The sequence below is a fragment of the Alkalihalobacterium alkalinitrilicum genome, from assembly GCF_002019605.1.
Taxonomy (GTDB): Bacteria; Bacillota; Bacilli; order Bacillales; family Bacillaceae_F; genus Alkalihalobacterium; species Alkalihalobacterium alkalinitrilicum.
On record NZ_KV917368.1, the window covers coordinates 2,137,136 to 2,153,320 of the forward strand.

Consider the following 16,185-nt stretch of genomic DNA (forward strand, 5'->3'; position numbering starts at 1 on the left):
CTCTGCTCAGCTCTACTCAACTATTCATTCTCATCTCTGCTCTTCTTAAACTATACTAAACCTACATGTAACTTTATTTAAATTAATTGTATTTCATCTAATCTCATTCTCATCTAATCTACTTTAATTTTACCTTGAGTCATCTTTATTTGTCAATTGTAAATCAGGCCGAAGTGTAACAGCTTGCTCTAAATAAATATGCTCAACTTCAGCTTGAGGTACGTCTGTTTCTGCTGTTATCATGACACGGATACACATTGGTAAACTGTTTGGCACTGGAATTTCTAGGGCACACATGATCGGAACAAACTTCCAACCCTCGAACCGACGTAATGCTTTAGCTGGGAATGTGGCATTCAAATCGTGAGTTACGGTCACTATAATTTGAGCAACATCCTCTGGTTCAATATGATTTTTAGTAATCAGAGCTTCCAATAATTTCTCTGTTGCATCCAAAATAACGTTTTCTTCATTAACTTCGACAGTTGTTGCGCCTCGAATTCCTCTAATCATTTTCTACTCCCCCTTTATTTCCTTTAAGAGCAGCTCTTTGATCGGCTCTTCATCAACACTTACAACCTCTACTCTCCCAAGTTCTTTCATTAGCACCATTCGAATGATACCTTTATGGGCTTTTTTATCTTTTTTCATTGTATGTAAAAGTTGACTTACATCTAATTGACTCGGAATATCTGTTTTAAACCCTAATTTCGTTAGCCAGTTTTTGATTTCATCTACTGGCAACGGAATATTATAGTAGCGTTCACTCACCCTCATTGCAAAAATCATTCCAATGGCTACTGCTTCACCATGAGTAATTTTTCCATAACCTAATCCTGTTTCAATCGCATGGCCCAACGTATGGCCGAAATTGAGTATGGCACGAATCCCAGTTTCCTTTTCGTCTTCACTAACGACAGCCGCCTTCACACGAATAGAACGTAAGAGAAGTTGTTCAGCTAAGCTTCCTTTTATGTTAGTGAAATCAACGATATTATCTTTGAACCATTGAAAAAGAGAGGCATCCCAAATTAACGAATGTTTAATCGCCTCGGCAAAACCTGATCTCCATTCATGCAACGGTAGACTTTGAAGTGCTTCTGGGTCATATAATACAGCTTCAGGTTGATGAAAAGCCCCAATCATATTTTTACCCAGGGAATGATTGATTCCCACTTTTCCACCAACACTACTATCATGAGCTAGTAAAGTGGTCGGTATTTGAATAAATGGGATCCCACGCATATAGGTTGCAGCCACAAAACCCGCAAGATCTCCAATAACCCCACCGCCCAGTGCGATGATGAGAGAATTACGGTCTAAACCTATTTCTAAGGCATATGTTTGTATCTCATAGTACTGTTGAAATGATTTCGACTGTTCACCAGCTGGTACTACATATTCATAAACTTCAGACAGCTGATCTACTACATGTTTTTTTACATCTTGTAAATATAACGGAGCCACATGGTCATCCGTTATAATCAAAACCGAAGATGATTTTTGCTGTAATGAATTAGGCAGATATTCATTCCATTTGAAACGAATACCTTCACCAATCCATACAGAATATTGTTTAGAGGATGTATTAATGTGTAATTGTTCCATTAAAACAACCTCGCACGCTCTTCATGACGCTCAATATTTTCCTTAATTTCATCTACTCGATCACTACCGAACTTTTCAAGAAGTGCATTAGCGATTTCCCATGCCACAACAGCTTCAGCAACAACTGATGCAGCAGGAACGGCACAGCTATCAGAACGTTCTATACTTGCAGCAAAAGGCTCTTTCGTATCTATATCGACACTTTGAAGAGGTTTATATAGGGTCGGGATTGGCTTCATAACACCACGAACGACAATAGGCATTCCATTTGTCATTCCACCTTCTAATCCTCCAAGGTTATTTGTTTTCCTTGTATAACCATTATCTTCATCCCATAATATTTCATCATGAACTTGACTTCCTGGTTTGCGAGCTGCTTCAAAGCCAACTCCAATCTCTACACCTTTAAAAGCATTAATACTCATAATAGCTGCAGCTAAATTCCCATCAAGCTTACGATCATATTGAACATGGCTTCCAAGACCAATCGGAACTCCTTCAACGACTACTTCAACAATTCCACCGATAGAATCTCCATCTTTTTTAGCATCATCAATTGCAGTCATCATTTTTTGCGTCGCTGCATCATCTAAGCACCGTACAGGAGATGCTTCAGAGCGTGCTTGTAGATCCGCCATCGATGTATAAGCCGTATTATCTGCTTTCACGCCACCAATTTCAAGGACGTGACCACCGACCTCGATACCAAACGTTTTAAGAATTTTTTTAGCTACGGCACCAGCTGCTACACGAACCGTTGTTTCACGAGCTGATGAGCGTTCTAATATATTTCTCATATCGCGATGTCCATATTTAATAGCACCATTTAAATCAGCATGTCCTGGCCTTGGCCGTGTCACTTTCCGTTTCATCTCTTGCTCTTCTTCTTCAGTTAACGGATCAGCCCCCATGATTTTGGTCCAGTTTTTCCAATCATTATTTTCAACTACGAGTGTAATAGGGGCTCCCGTCGTTTTACCATGACGAACCCCACTCAATATATCAACGACATCTTTTTCAATTTGCATGCGACGGCCTCTTCCGTGTCCACCTTGTCTACGTGCTAAATCGACATTGATATCTTCACTTACTAAATCAAGGTGAGCGGGTACACCTTCTATTATCGTCGTTAATTGTGGTCCATGCGATTCTCCTGCTGTAAGGTATCTCATTGTACTCCTCCTCCAACGTCTTCTCTCTTTAACGCTTTTATGCACTAAATTATATCATAACTTTATTTTTTTGTCTTTTTAAATTTTTCTCTTTATTAATCAAATCTACGAGTAGAAAATATTAGATATTTCAGTTTATCAGAAAATTTTTAAAAAAGAAAGATGCATTCTTTTGACTATGCTACTCATTTCTTACGGTAAAAGAACGTATCCTCCGTTTCAAAACCATAAATATGTGGGTTAAAAATTTGTTCTGTGCTACCAACAAATAAGACACCACCAGGTTTTAAAGCAGCACTAAACTTTTGATAAAGTTCATGTTTTGCCTCTTCTGTAAAATAGATCATGACATTTCGGCAAACAATTAAATCAAAATTAGAATCAAAACGATCGGCTAAAAGGTTTCCTTGCTTAAATTTAATCGTCTTTTTAATTTCATCTTTTATCGTATACCCGACAGTATCTTTTTTAAAAGCGGACTGTAACACCTCTTTTGGAACTTCTTTTACTGAACGCTCGGTATAAAACCCAACTTTTGCTCTTTCTAAGATCGCTCGATCAATATCTGTCGCTAAAATTGAGACTTGAGTAGTTGGCATAAGTTGACTGAGGATAATGGAAAGTGTATAAGGCTCTTCTCCTGTGGAACAAGCTGCACTCCATACTTTTGGGCGCGGATTTTGCTTTAATAGTCGAGGTAGAATTTTCTGTTCTAGCACTTCCCACCGTTTTGGGTTTCGGTAGAATTCGGATACGTTGATGGTCATCCGATCTAAAAAGGTATCAAATAATTCTTCATTTTTTAGCATGTCCTCAAAAAAGCTAGTAAAATCACTAAATCCCTTTTTTTCACGAAGAGATGTTAATCTTCGCTTCATTTGTGCCTCTTTGTATAAATTTAAGTCAATTCCAGTTTTTCTTTTTATATTATCTACAAACTGTTCATAATCACTTTTCATATCCTGCTGTCCCCTCTTAAAAAACAAACTCATATCTTCCTTTTTATCACAAAAATCGAGATAAAACTACAAAAAGTTATGGCAATACATTTAATAATGGGACAACTAGAGGTACGTAACCTTTACCCTAAAAAAAGTAGCATGAATTAACTTAAATTTAAATAGATTATTAATTATTGAAAAAAGAAGGCATCTAGATTAGACGCCTTCCCCTCAGAATTAAACCCATTTACTAATTGTTTTGTCGTAATTGTTCAATTCTTCTTCTTTGAAGAAAATACCAATCTCACGTACCGCACTCTCAGGTGAGTCAGAACCGTGAATAACATTCATTGCTACTTGTGTTGCAAAATCACCACGGATCGTTCCTGGTGCAGCATCTGCCGGGTTTGTAGCACCCATCATTGTACGAGCTGTAGAGATTACTTTTTCACCTTCCCAAACCATTGCAAAAACAGGTCCAGAAGTAATGAAGTCTACTAATTCACCAAAAAAAGGACGCTCTTTGTGCTCAGCGTAATGTGTTTCAGCAAGGTCCTTTGAAACCGTCATCAATTTTGCGCCTACTAAATTAAAACCTTTTTTTTCAAAACGAGAAACAATTTCTCCCACAAGGTTACGTTGAACTCCGTCTGGTTTAACCATTAAAAATGTTCTTTCCATTATAAAACCCTACCTCTCATTTTTCATGTTATGTAAAAGCCTTTTCGATTATATCAAATATTGGCGAATTATACAATAAAGTGAAACTTCATTCAGTAGGGGTTTTCTTCAGCACCCACTGAATGTTAGTTGAGACCCTCACGAGGTGGGTCATACAGACGTTGTCACAGGACGTGACGTTATGAGTTTGTGTTCATTTAAGCATTTACTTAGTCTTTATTATTGCCTCAAGCTTTGAAATGGGAGGCTTAGCACCAGTTAAACGGGATAATTAAAAAAACGGGCCAGAAACCTTTATCAGATAAAGCGCTGGCGCCATTTATTAAAACTTTCGTCTTCCTATATATTTCGCTATTTCATACAAATAATTTTTCGCATCGATGTTAGGGAGGTCCTCTAAACACTTAAGTGCTTTTTCCAAATATATATCACTAATTTGGAGAGAGTATTCAATTCCTCCTGATACTTTGATAGCCTCTAAAACTTTCTTCATATCAAGTTTATCAATATATGGATCATCAAGAGTTTCCATAATTAAATTCTTAATTTCTTTATTATTTTCCATTGCATATAAAGCTGGCAACGTTACATTTCCCTGTAGCAAATCATCTCCTGCTGGTTTCCCTAACTGTTTTTCTGTTCCTATGAAATCAAGAACATCATCGGTGATTTGAAAGCTCATACCAACATAGTATCCAAAATAATAGAGCTTTTTTTGGATCGTTTCAGGGGCATTAGATGCAATTGCTCCTAGTTCACAACTAACAGCTATTAGTAATGCAGTCTTTCGTTTGATACGCCGTAAATAATTTTTAAAATTTTGATTCCAATTATATTGATCTCGTATTTGTTCTACTTCACCAATACACATTTCCATCATGGCGCGGGCAAGTGTTTGGTGGATTTTAGGAATTTCGTAAAAAGTTGAAACTTCTTGTGCTTTTGCAAATATATAGTCGCCAGTATACATCGCCACACGATTATCCCACTGAGCTTTAACGGTTTTCTTCCCTCTACGAGTTTTAGCGTCGTCAATGACATCATCATGTACTAATGACGCCATATGAATAAGTTCGAGTGGAACCGCAATGTTTTTTAATGAATGAATATCGTAATCACCAAATTTTCCTGCTAATAATACAAAAACAGGGCGAATTCTTTTTCCGCCAGCTTTTAGAAGTTGAGTGGAAGCTTCGCTCAAAATAATGTGTTCAGCACGGACCGTTTCCTCTAATTCTTTTTCGATGATGTTAATATCTTTCTGTAATTTATAATAAATGTCTGCTAATTTCATTTCTTCCACCCTAAACTACATGGAATGACAATGGTCATAAGCACTCCATAATGAAATTGATTGTACTTTTCTCTTCAAATAACCTAATTCATAAGCTAATTGATAATAAAAATTTAACCCTTTTAACATTTGCTCATCTAAGTCATAAGATAAACCTTGGAAGTATTGTTCCCAGAAAGCTTGAGTTCCACCAATGTCGCTTTTGATACTAGTAATCATTGGTTGGAAACGATCTTCAAAACTTTTCGTTTTACTATTAATAAATTGTTGATATAACATACTTAACTTTTCAGATTCAGACTCCAGAACCTCATTTCTTACAGCGAACACGGCGTAAGTCATTGGTAAGCCTGTATGTTCATACCAAAGCTGCCCGATATCATACATATAGATCTGATTTGACTTATTCCACACTGTCCTAATTGCATCATCACCGATAAGTAGACATGCATCATGATTTATTAGCATCTCTTCAAAATTGGGTTTCATTACTTCATATTGCACATCAAACTCATAAAACTTTCCCAAAATAATTTTTAACAAATGGACCGTTGTCGCTGAGCTAGAAGTTAATGCTATTGACTTTTCGTTCAGCTCTTCAATTGGCTTTTTTGAAAATAAAAAGAGTGAACCGACTTGAGAGTAAGCAGATACCGAAAGATTAGGTAACAGTGTATAGCGATCAAAATTTTCTCCATATGCAAACGAAGAAATTCCACCTACATCTACTGCTCCATTCGCCATTCCACGATTCAACTCAGCAGGAATTTGCGGAACGAAACGACAATCTAGTTCATTTAATTTTTTTCGATCTAGATAATAAAAGGTAGGTAAAATATTCGTATAGGCAATTTCCCCAATAATAATCGTCACTTTTGTTCCCCCCAACGGGTAAAGAGTTCATGCTCCACACCTAAATTATCTAGTGCCTTACCGACGACAAAATTAATTAAATCATCCATCGACTTGGGCAAATGATAAAAACCTGGCATAGCGGGCAATATTTTGCCACCGACTTTCGATATTTTCAACATATTTTCCAGATGAATTTGATTTAATGGTGTTTCCCTTGGAACAATAATTAAAGGTCGTCCTTCTTTCAGCATAACGTCTGCCGTTCTTTCCAACAAATTACGGGAAGAACCGTGAGCAATCCCTGACATCGTACCCATTGAACACGGAATAACAATCATTCCGTCATTTTGGTAAGAACCACTTGCTATTGGTGCTGTATAGTCTTGAAGTGTATGATAAGAAAATTGTTCATCATTTTCTTGAAACAAATGCTCAATGACTTCATTCCTATTTGATGTATCTAGTTCTAATTCTTCTCGAAAGACTTGCCACCCTGCATCTGTCACAACTAAATGAACTTTATAGTTTTGTCTAATTAATTCATTGACGAGACGTATACCATAGATCGCCCCACTTGCCCCAGTTATACCCACAGTAAAAATTCCACGATATTCTCTCATAGTAGTAGGTCTCCTATAGTAAATACTAACATCACCATACTAATTATTCCATTCATTGGGAAAAATGCTACACCCACTCTTGAAAGATCGTTCTCTGAAATAATAGAATGCTCATATACCATTATTACACCTGCAATAACAACACCTAAGAGATATATCCAACTTAAAGGACTGACAAAAAACATCGCTAACATGGAGATAAAGCTTAATAAATGTAACCCTTTTGCGATTTGGAGCGCTTTTTTTATACCAAAGTAACTAGGAATGGAATATAAACCAACTTTCTTGTCATAGTCTGCATCTTGCGTAGCGTAGATGACATCAAAGCCTGCGATCCAAAATACGACGGCTAAAAATAAAAATGCAGCTACCCAAGGTAACGTTCCCGTTGTTCCTACCCAACCACCAAGCGGTGCAATACCGATCGTAATCCCTAATACAATATGACAAGCCCAAGTAAAACGTTTCGTATAGGAATAGATAAATAAGAAAAATACGGCAATAGGTAATAAATATACCGCAAGTAAATTTAATTGATAAGATGAATAAATTAAAAGTGCAAAAGAAAAAATAGTAAACGCAATTACTTCTATTTTTGAAACAAGATTTGCAGGTATAGCCCGATCGGCAGTTCTAGGATTATGCTTATCAATTTTTTGATCAATAAGGCGATTTAATGCCATAGCTGCACTTCTCGCCCCAACCATAGCTAATGTAATCCATATCCACTGATGAATGGTCGGCCATGAGCCATTCACCATAATACTTCCCACAACCGCTCCTAAAAACGCGAATGGTAAAGCAAATACAGTATGTTCAAATTTAATCATTTCCATGATGATTTTTATTTTTCTAATCACTTTATGTTCCTCAATTCTACTTCTCTCTTTGAAGATTACGATTTTGTTCCTAAATGCATGGCACAGACACCGCCAGAATAGGATCTAACTTGTACATCTTTAAAACCTGCTTCACGGAACATGTTTGCCAGCTCCGTTTTCCCAGGAAAATTTAAGGTTGACTCTTGTAACCATGAGTATTCTTCATAACTTTTTGCAAATAACTTTCCAAATAAAGGCATAATAAATTTAAAGTAAAAAAGATAGAGTTGCTTAAAACCGATTAATGTTGGTTGAGATGTCTCTAGACAAACGACTTTCCCCCCTGGCTTTAAAACTCGATTCATTTCTTTTAATACAGTCATATAATCCGGTACATTGCGTAATCCAAATCCAATCGTAACATAATCAAACTGATTATCTTTAAATGGTAGTTCCATTGCATTCCCATGCAATAATTCAACTTGTGAGAGTTTTGCTTCTTTCACCTTTTTCTCACCAATTGTTAACATATTTTTACTGAAATCTAGACCATATACTTTACCTGACGGACCAACTGCTTCTGCTAATGCAATTGTCCAATCAGCTGTCCCACAACAAACATCAAGTGCTTGACTTCCAACTTTTACTTGCATTCTTTTCATTGTGTCTTTGCGCCATGCTTTATGTCGTTGAAAGCTAATAACTGAATTCATCATATCGTATTTCTTATATATTGACTCAAAAACTTGGTGGACGCGTTGTTCTTTTGTTGGTGTCATTATTTACCCTTCTTCCGCAACTTTTTCACTGAATTTTATAGGTGCAAAAAGTTGTTCCATTTGTTTCTGTATAAACTCTTTCTGAAAAAGCGGTTCTTCTAAAAGCTTTTCAATCCTACCTTTTGCTTCACTAACCTTATCATTCAAGATTAATAACATTTCTTCATTATTCAACGTTTGGTCTTGAAAACGATGGAGCTGATCGTTAGCTAGCGCTCGTAAAATCGGCAATTTCCTTCCCTCAGACCATTGTGCTCGTTCTACGAGCAGTCTTTTCAAAAAGAAATATTCTTTAATGATTTGTTTCCAACGAGGCAACTGATAGTGCTCTGCTAAATTTTGAAGTAAGCCTGATTCAATCGAGCTAATATACTGTTTTGCTTCTTCGAAAGTTAAGCTATCATTCTCATATATATTCATCTTATTTTCATTAATTTGTTGGATAGAAATACTGTACAAACGTATCATTGAGATTTGACTAGCTTCTGCTAGTATTGAATAATACAAGCTACTATAGTAATCCCCAGCTAGAACTGTCAGTTGGCGATTTCTTTTCACATAGTCTGAATTTATTTGATTGAGGGAGACTTTTTCATGTGTATTTAATGCGGCATCGACTAAACTCGAAGATAATGCATGCACTTTGATGTCCTGTGCTGATAATCGCTCAGATAACATAGCATAGATAAATCGTAGCTTGTCCTCATCGATTATTGGTTTTTGTACATATTTTTGTAAAAATGTGTGTTTAGTGATCGAAAAAAATTTCTTCGTACATTCGTTCACTTTTTCATTTAATTCATTCATCATTATAGTCCCCCGTTAATCTTTTGTTGCTCTATATTTTTATGTATTCATTAACGTCGAACTATATTATATCATAATTGTAAAACGTCAATAAACACGTTTACAAAAAGTCACTATCATTTCATTTTGGAAATTTTACCTTTTTTTATGAAATACTAAAAGAAAGCAGGGGAATCCTGCTTTTTTTTTTCTAAACCTCAGTATCCATCTCACCATGACTCGTCTGAATAACGGCCTTACCTCTTACCTTAATAGCAGAAGTATGTTCAGTAAATTGGGCAATCATAATTTCACCTTTATCTAATTTTTCGAGATGGTGAAACCTCGTATCAGATCCCCTCGTTAAACCGATTACATTAACGCCGTCTTCTTTTGCCTTAATCAATATAAAATCTTGTCCCGAACTCATCAAAAGCCCTCCCCTTGAAAGTCTATAGTTTTTAAGAGCTTTAATAACACAACTATCCCTTATTCAATACCATTTGTCAATGACATAAAGGCTTATCCTTTAATAAAGGACAATACTTCCGCACGGGCTGTTGCGTCTTCAGAAAATGTTCCTCTTACCGCAGATGTCACTGTTTTAGAACCTGGTTTTTTCACCCCGCGCATCGTCATACACATATGTTCCGCTTCAACAACGACGATCACACCATGAGGATCTAGCTCTTTCACCAAAGTATCTGCAATGGTTGAAGTAATTCGTTCTTGTAATTGTGGTCTCTTAGCAACTGCATCTACTGCACGAGCAAGTTTACTTAACCCTGTTACTTTTCCACCTCTAGGGATATACCCAACATGGGCTTGTCCATAAAAAGGAACTAAATGGTGTTCACACATGGAAAAGAAAGGAATATCTTTAACAAGAACAATTTCTTCATGATCTTCACCAAAAATGGTTTCAAAGTGTTTTGCTGGATCCTCATTTAACCCACTAAACACTTCCTGATACATTTTTGCAACACGTTTTGGTGTATCCAATAAGCCTTCACGATTCGGGTCTTCACCGATCGCTTCTAATATCATCGTAACACCTTGTTTAATTTTTTCTAAGTCAAAATTATTATTCAATTTATATGCCTCCATTCAACACTTTAGGTAAAATCACAATATGTAAGCTTAGGAAATTTTAGCATAAGCCTCGTGTCAAAGCAAAAAAAATGTATTTAAAGAACGTGCTTCTTTGACAAAAATCGCGGAAAGTTTTTCTTTTTTTTACTATCATCTTTGAAAGAATATAAAAGCAAGTAAAAAACAGTGCCTCACACCTTTAGTTCACTAAAAGTGTGGGACACTGTATATCATAGTTTTTAGAGGATAATGGCTATTAAACCGCCAGAACCTTCATTGATAATTCTTTCTAACGTTTCTTTTAATTTATAGCGAGCATTCTCTGGCATAAGTGAAAGTTTTGCTTGGATTCCTTCACGAACGATGGAATTTAGTGATCTTCCGAAAATATCAGACTCCCAGATTGATAGTGGATTATCTTCGAAGTCTTGCATTAAATAGCGAACAAGCTCTTCGCTCTGTTTCTCGGTTCCGATAATTGGAGCAAATTCGGACTCAACATCCACTTTAATCATATGAATAGATGGAGCAACAGCTTTCAGTCGTACCCCAAATCTTGATCCTTGGCGAATAATTTCAGGCTCATCAAGGCTCATATCTGTTATCGCAGGGGCTGCAATTCCATACCCTGTTTGTTTTACCATTCGTAGTGCCTCTGATACTTGATCGTATTCAGATTTAGCATGAGCAAAGTCTTGCATTAATTGGAGCAAGTGATCTTTCCCACGGATTTCAACACCGACCACTTCTTTTAAAATTTGATCATATAAGTCGTCTGGAGCATAAAGATCAATTTCTGCTACCCCTTGCCCCATTTCTATTCCCGCGAGACCCGCTTGATCAATGAAATCATATTCCCCAAATTGTCCAACAACCCGGTCAACATCACGAAGACGTTTTATATCTTTCACCGTACTTCTCACGGCTTCTTCATAGCTTTGGCGTAACCAGTGCTCTTCTTTTAGTACCATGACCCAGCTAGGGAGATTAACATTCACTTCATGGACCGGGAATTCAAAGAGTACTTCTCTTAAGACATTGTTAATATCGGCATCTGTCATACTTTCAATACTCATTGCAAGTACTGGCACATCGTGTTTTTCGGAAATTTCCTGGCGAAGTAAATCTGTATCTGGGTGATGTGGTCTTACACTATTTATGACAACAATGAATGGCTTTCCTACTTCTTTTAATTCCTCTATCACCCGCTGTTCGGCTTCGAGATAATCATAGCGAGGAATGTCCCCAATTGACCCATCCGTCGTAACGACGACACCTAACGTTGAATGCTCCTGGATGACTTTTCTCGTTCCAATTTCAGCAGCCTCTTGGAACGGAATAGGTTCTTCATACCAAGGTGTATTGATCATTCTCGGACCATTTTCATCTTCATATCCTTTTGCTCCAGGTACTGCATATCCTACACAATCTACTAAACGAACATTTACATCTAAACCTTCATCCACATGTATAGAAACGGCGGTGTTCGGAACAAACTTTGGCTCAGTCGTCATGATCGTTTTCCCAGCAGCACTTTGAGGTAGTTCATCTTGAGCTCTTGCTTTATCTCCTTCATTTTCAATATTGGGGATTACAACAAGCTCCATAAACTTTTTTATAAAGGTAGATTTCCCTGTTCGAACAGCCCCTACCACTCCAAGGTAAATATCGCCACCAGTTCGTTCAGCGATATCTTTGAAAATATCAATCTTTTCCACTTGATCCCCTCCCGATCATGTATAAATTTAGAAGTTTACATTAATGCACCGTAATTGTTGGACATTACATACTTATGTCGTTGTCCCAAAAATATGACAACCCTATAAAAGAAAAAAATATTATAAAAATTAATATGTGTTCCAAGGTGCATACAAACTCCATTATTTATCATCTTAATGAAGAATAGCATTGGTAATAAACAAACAGAAATGCTCCTTCCTCTTGTATGTATATGATTGAATGAATAGTTTATAACTGATTACTCCATAAAAAAAGTGAAACTAATATTAGGAAAACATGAAAACCTATTAGAAAAACAAAAATACCAGGAACTCTTATTAAGAGATCCTAGTATTTTAAATTTTTCATTAATTTGATACTCTTCCATAAACTAAATCCATAAAATAATCAGGTTCACCTTGTTCATTTATCGTATAAGGTATTGAAAATGCAGGTACAAAAGGGGAATTTTCGACTAAAATTTCCCTAATATCATCACCATATTCATAAGAATGATCAAATTGTTGTAATGCCATATTAATGTCCATACGGTAGTCAATAAGAATTTGTCCACTGTTATCAATAAGAAGCGGTAAATAATTCCCAAAATAAGGGGTCCTTACCATCGGAGCTTCTTTATAATTTAGTTTCTCAAATTGAAGTGTAAATAATCCCGTATCAATCATCTCATCAATTGGGGCCAAATCATTTTTACGCATATACTGATTTAACTGTGTTTGTAATTGTTGAATATCCCGCATAACCGATAAGTCAAGCAGTTTGACTTCAGCCACCTCTTCTTCTACATTAACCAATACATACTGATAGAGTCCTCCACTTTCAAAGGAATTCCCAGGAGGACTTTGTAAATAACGAGGAACTAACTGTCGAAAATCTACAGGATATTTCTGATAAATCGGCGTTTCCAGATCTCTATTTTTAATGGGTAATACGCCCGTATCCGCTCTAAACTGATTTACAGCTTGTTGAACAGATGCTATCTGATCTGGATAGGGAATTTGATTTTCTAATCGCTGTTCACTTGGATATAAGCATCCAGTTAAGAAAAGTATTCCTATTGTCAATTTTAGCATTACGATATATTTCTTCATTTTAATCAACCCTACTTTTTATAGTGTAGCTGTTGGTCCTCCAATTACAATTATAAAAACAATAAGCCCTGATACCATTAGACAAATAAAAGAAAATGTAAGTACAATCCCTTTAAATATTCCTCTTAACTTTAATTTACTAAACACTGCTGTTCCTACAGAAATAAACATTAAGATCATCGCAAAAAACGATATATACATATTGAGCATTGCTTGTGACATACATTCAACCTCCTTAATAACAAAACTTATTATAACATAGCAAAACTTTTTGATGAAGACTTGTCCAAAAAGAAAAAAGTTGGAGAATAGGGGCACCTATCTCCAACTTGACTAAATACTTCACTCTCGGGTTATACAGCCTTGATGATAGCCGTTCGTTACATTATATGCTATAGGTGCTTTCTTGTCTTATACAGGAGCCTATTGTTCCACCTATTTCTTGCCAAACATTTTCGAAATTGAGCCTAAATCCATTGGCATGTTGTTATTAATTATAGCATTTACGATTTGATCTTCTTTTTCTTTAGATACTGGTTTATTTGCCAAGCGTGCGACTTGCGCAATAAGTTGTCGAACTGTTTTTTCATCTTTAAGGTTAGCATTACTAACCGACTGCGCAAGCTTAAAAATATCTTCTTGCTTAACATTTGTTTTCTTTTCAATGTTATCAAAAAAATTATTAGACAAAGTGTAGTCCTCCCTCATGAGTTTTGTCATCATATCGTATGCGAATCCAATTTCGCATGTGCATGACTACTCATAAAAAGGAAAAGTGGAAGGCACTTGGTTAGCTCCGACCAGCAAATGTTCTGGCCGATAAAAGTCCGCTTTTTGACTTTCATCAGCCAGGTTATTTGACCTCGAGGAGCTAGTGCCTGGAGCTAGACAATAGGAAAAGCGGAAGGCACTTGGTTGCTCCGACTAGCAAATGTTCTGCTATCTTTAACTTCGCTATTTATTCGGAAGAAGCCCAGATAAATCTTCACCTTCATGTTTCTTGACACGTCCCATCAATTCTTCAACTGCATCTTCAGGTTTCTTACGACTGAATAATACTCCATATAAAGCACTCGTTATTGGCATTTCAACATTTACTTTTTTCGCCAGTAGGTATGCAGCTTCAGTCGTCCGAATTCCTTCAACAACCATACCCATTTGCTCAAGTACTTCGTCTATTGACATCCCTTTACCTAACATATTTCCTGCTCGCCAATTTCGACTATGCACACTCGTACATGTCACAATTAAATCGCCTAAGCCAGATAATCCTGAAAATGTTAGTGGATTAGCACCTAACTTAATACCAAGCCTTGCTATTTCAGCTAATCCTCTTGTCATTAATGCCGCTTTGGCATTATCTCCAAATCCTAACCCATCCGTTAAACCTGCACATAATGCAATAATATTCTTAAGAGCTCCTCCAAGTTCCACTCCAATTAGGTCTGCATTTGTGTACACTCGGAAACTCTGGTTCATGAATAAATCTTGTACATATTCTGCTGCATCCATATTCAAAGAGGAAACCGTCACGGTTGTAGGTTGTCGTTGACTAACTTCTTCAGCATGACTCGGTCCTGATAAAACTACAACAGGATTAGAATTACCTTTCGGTAATTCTTCCTCGATCATTTCTGAAATCCTTTTTGAAGATGATGGCTCAATACCTTTGCTGGCGTGAATAATTGGAATATCGGTCCGTAAATACGGAAGAATTAACTTAACAACTGTTCGAATTGATTTTGTTGGTACAACAAGTAAAATCGCATCTGTATCCACTAATGTCATTCCAATGTCGGTAAATGCTTTAATATTATGAGGCAATTTTACGTCTGGTAAGTATTTATTATTTGTATGTAGGTCATTAATTTCAGTTATTTGGATCTCTCTTCGACCCCAAATTTTTACTTCATGATCATTATCTGCTAATACCATCGCTAGAGCGGTTCCCCAACTCCCAGCGCCTAATACAGCTATTTTTGACATTTAACAATCCTCCTAACATCTAAACCTTCCTTAGTGGGAGATAAATAAGCGAAAGGGAGAAAATAAGATTCTCTCCCTCCATATAAATGATGTTTCCAATGTTAAGTTGTCGCTTTTTTACCAAGTTTACTTTCTTTTCCTTGAAGAAGACGAACAACATTTTGACGGTGTCTCCAAAAAGATAAGACTGTTACGGTTAAGCTTAAATAAAAGTAGGCCATTGGATAATTATATATATTCGCAAGCCATATGGTAGCAATCGTTGTCGCTACCATAAATAATAGTGATCCTAATGAAACAAATCGGGTGGTAGCAATACTAATAATAGCAATTACCCCTCCGATTAATGATGGAATAAAAACAATAGAAGCCATTACACCGATCGTTGTCGCAACCCCTTTTCCACCTCGAAAGCCATAATAGACGGGCCAGTTATGACCAAGAATGGCAGCTAAACCTGCAAGAGCAGGTGCCCAGCCAGGACCAACTATCCATAAGGTCACCAACACCGCAAATATTCCTTTCGCCATATCTAATAGTAAGACAGTAACTGCCGGGCCTACTCCCAGTAAACGTAGTGTGTTCGTAGCTCCAGCATTTCCACTACCGTGATGACGAATGTCAATCTTTTTAATTTTTTTTGTAATAATATAACTAAAACTAATTGAACCAATTAAGTAAGAAATAACAATTGCAATAATAATTTCCATTACTCTCTC

General features: G+C 36.6%; 19 protein-coding genes. All 19 read right to left on the bottom strand.

Translation table 11 applies throughout. The features are described from left to right. Positions 1-129: 129 nt before the first annotated feature. Entirely contained in the window at positions 130-513 is a 384-nt protein-coding gene (gene aroH / locus BK574_RS09915; RefSeq protein WP_078428495.1) for a chorismate mutase, read from the bottom strand. A 3-nt stretch (positions 514-516) separates the two neighbouring features. Next, positions 517-1,608, bottom strand: coding sequence for a 3-dehydroquinate synthase (gene aroB / locus BK574_RS09920; RefSeq protein ID WP_078428496.1), 1,092 nt, complete (start codon positions 1,606-1,608; stop codon positions 517-519). After that, positions 1,608-2,780, bottom strand: a complete 1,173-nt coding sequence (gene aroC, locus BK574_RS09925) for a chorismate synthase (protein ID WP_078428497.1) — start codon at positions 2,778-2,780, stop codon at positions 1,608-1,610. Before aroC ends, aroB begins: the two co-directional genes overlap by 1 nt. 185 nt (positions 2,781-2,965) lie before the next feature. Next, positions 2,966-3,739: a CheR family methyltransferase gene (locus tag BK574_RS09930; RefSeq protein WP_078428498.1), complete on the bottom strand. Its 774-nt coding sequence runs from the start codon at positions 3,737-3,739 to the stop codon at positions 2,966-2,968. Between the two features lie 219 nt (positions 3,740-3,958). Beyond that, positions 3,959-4,402, bottom strand: a complete 444-nt coding sequence (gene ndk / locus BK574_RS09935) for a nucleoside-diphosphate kinase (protein ID WP_075384770.1) — start codon at positions 4,400-4,402, stop codon at positions 3,959-3,961. Positions 4,403-4,724: 322 nt separating this feature from the next. Continuing rightward, entirely contained in the window at positions 4,725-5,696 is a 972-nt protein-coding gene (gene hepT / locus BK574_RS09940) for a heptaprenyl diphosphate synthase component II (RefSeq protein ID WP_075384771.1), read from the bottom strand. A gap of 15 nt (positions 5,697-5,711) precedes the next feature. Continuing rightward, a complete protein-coding gene (locus BK574_RS09945; protein ID WP_078428499.1) occupies positions 5,712-6,569 on the bottom strand; it encodes a menaquinone biosynthesis protein in 858 nt (285 codons plus the stop codon). Continuing rightward, positions 6,566-7,171 carry a UbiX family flavin prenyltransferase gene (locus BK574_RS09950; protein WP_075384773.1) on the bottom strand — a complete coding sequence of 202 codons (606 nt, stop codon included), beginning with the start codon at positions 7,169-7,171 and terminating at the stop codon, positions 6,566-6,568. The genes BK574_RS09945 and BK574_RS09950 overlap by 4 nt, the downstream gene beginning before the upstream one ends. Next, positions 7,168-8,007 carry a UbiA-like polyprenyltransferase gene (locus BK574_RS09955; protein WP_075385092.1) on the bottom strand — a complete coding sequence of 280 codons (840 nt, stop codon included), beginning with the start codon at positions 8,005-8,007 and terminating at the stop codon, positions 7,168-7,170. Before BK574_RS09955 ends, BK574_RS09950 begins: the two co-directional genes overlap by 4 nt. A 59-nt stretch (positions 8,008-8,066) precedes the next feature. After that, a complete protein-coding gene (locus BK574_RS09960) occupies positions 8,067-8,771 on the bottom strand; it encodes a demethylmenaquinone methyltransferase (protein ID WP_078428500.1) in 705 nt (234 codons plus the stop codon). A gap of 3 nt (positions 8,772-8,774) precedes the next feature. Next, positions 8,775-9,578, bottom strand: a complete 804-nt coding sequence (locus tag BK574_RS09965; RefSeq protein WP_075385093.1) for a heptaprenyl diphosphate synthase component 1 — start codon at positions 9,576-9,578, stop codon at positions 8,775-8,777. Positions 9,579-9,768: 190 nt separating this feature from the next. Beyond that, the gene (gene mtrB / locus BK574_RS09970; RefSeq protein ID WP_078428502.1) at positions 9,769-9,987 is read right to left on the bottom strand and encodes a trp RNA-binding attenuation protein MtrB; all 219 of its coding nucleotides are present in this window, start codon (positions 9,985-9,987) and stop codon (positions 9,769-9,771) included. A gap of 92 nt (positions 9,988-10,079) precedes the next feature. After that, entirely contained in the window at positions 10,080-10,649 is a 570-nt protein-coding gene (gene folE / locus BK574_RS09975) for a GTP cyclohydrolase I FolE (protein ID WP_274379144.1), read from the bottom strand. A 239-nt stretch (positions 10,650-10,888) separates the two neighbouring features. Next, the gene (spoIVA, locus tag BK574_RS09980) at positions 10,889-12,367 is read right to left on the bottom strand and encodes a stage IV sporulation protein A (RefSeq protein ID WP_075384777.1); all 1,479 of its coding nucleotides are present in this window, start codon (positions 12,365-12,367) and stop codon (positions 10,889-10,891) included. 369 nt (positions 12,368-12,736) lie between these two features. Next, positions 12,737-13,480 carry a hypothetical protein gene (locus BK574_RS09985; protein WP_075385094.1) on the bottom strand — a complete coding sequence of 248 codons (744 nt, stop codon included), beginning with the start codon at positions 13,478-13,480 and terminating at the stop codon, positions 12,737-12,739. Positions 13,481-13,498: 18 nt separating this feature from the next. Next, positions 13,499-13,702: a DUF2768 domain-containing protein gene (locus tag BK574_RS09990; protein WP_078428503.1), complete on the bottom strand. Its 204-nt coding sequence runs from the start codon at positions 13,700-13,702 to the stop codon at positions 13,499-13,501. Between the two features lie 213 nt (positions 13,703-13,915). Next, positions 13,916-14,170 (bottom strand): stage VI sporulation protein F, encoded by a 255-nt coding sequence (locus BK574_RS09995; protein WP_075384779.1) that lies wholly within the window; start codon positions 14,168-14,170, stop codon positions 13,916-13,918. Between the two features lie 264 nt (positions 14,171-14,434). Then, the gene (locus BK574_RS10000; protein ID WP_078428504.1) at positions 14,435-15,466 is read right to left on the bottom strand and encodes an NAD(P)H-dependent glycerol-3-phosphate dehydrogenase; all 1,032 of its coding nucleotides are present in this window, start codon (positions 15,464-15,466) and stop codon (positions 14,435-14,437) included. 101 nt (positions 15,467-15,567) lie between these two features. After that, positions 15,568-16,176: a glycerol-3-phosphate 1-O-acyltransferase PlsY gene (gene plsY / locus BK574_RS10005; protein WP_075384781.1), complete on the bottom strand. Its 609-nt coding sequence runs from the start codon at positions 16,174-16,176 to the stop codon at positions 15,568-15,570. Between the last annotated feature and the right edge of the window lie 9 nt (positions 16,177-16,185).

Excerpts from the sequence above, each read along its gene's own strand:
- aroH (WP_078428495.1), bottom strand. The coding sequence starts at position 513 with ATGATTAGAGGAATTCGAGGCGCAACAACTGTCGAAGTTAATGAAGAA.
- aroB (WP_078428496.1), bottom strand. The coding sequence starts at position 1,608 with ATGGAACAATTACACATTAATACATCCTCTAAACAATATTCTGTATGG.
- aroC (WP_078428497.1), bottom strand. The coding sequence starts at position 2,780 with ATGAGATACCTTACAGCAGGAGAATCGCATGGACCACAATTAACGACG.
- BK574_RS09930 (WP_078428498.1), bottom strand. The coding sequence starts at position 3,739 with ATGAAAAGTGATTATGAACAGTTTGTAGATAATATAAAAAGAAAAACT.
- ndk (WP_075384770.1), bottom strand. The coding sequence starts at position 4,402 with ATGGAAAGAACATTTTTAATGGTTAAACCAGACGGAGTTCAACGTAAC.
- hepT (WP_075384771.1), bottom strand. The coding sequence starts at position 5,696 with ATGAAATTAGCAGACATTTATTATAAATTACAGAAAGATATTAACATC.
- BK574_RS09950 (WP_075384773.1), bottom strand. The coding sequence starts at position 7,171 with ATGAGAGAATATCGTGGAATTTTTACTGTGGGTATAACTGGGGCAAGT.
- BK574_RS09955 (WP_075385092.1), bottom strand. The coding sequence starts at position 8,007 with ATGGAAATGATTAAATTTGAACATACTGTATTTGCTTTACCATTCGCG.
- BK574_RS09960 (WP_078428500.1), bottom strand. The coding sequence starts at position 8,771 with ATGACACCAACAAAAGAACAACGCGTCCACCAAGTTTTTGAGTCAATA.
- BK574_RS09965 (WP_075385093.1), bottom strand. The coding sequence starts at position 9,578 with ATGAATGAATTAAATGAAAAAGTGAACGAATGTACGAAGAAATTTTTT.
- mtrB (WP_078428502.1), bottom strand. The coding sequence starts at position 9,987 with ATGAGTTCGGGACAAGATTTTATATTGATTAAGGCAAAAGAAGACGGC.
- BK574_RS09985 (WP_075385094.1), bottom strand. The coding sequence starts at position 13,480 with ATGAAGAAATATATCGTAATGCTAAAATTGACAATAGGAATACTTTTC.
- BK574_RS09990 (WP_078428503.1), bottom strand. The coding sequence starts at position 13,702 with ATGTCACAAGCAATGCTCAATATGTATATATCGTTTTTTGCGATGATC.
- BK574_RS10000 (WP_078428504.1), bottom strand. The coding sequence starts at position 15,466 with ATGTCAAAAATAGCTGTATTAGGCGCTGGGAGTTGGGGAACCGCTCTA.
- plsY (WP_075384781.1), bottom strand. The coding sequence starts at position 16,176 with ATGGAAATTATTATTGCAATTGTTATTTCTTACTTAATTGGTTCAATT.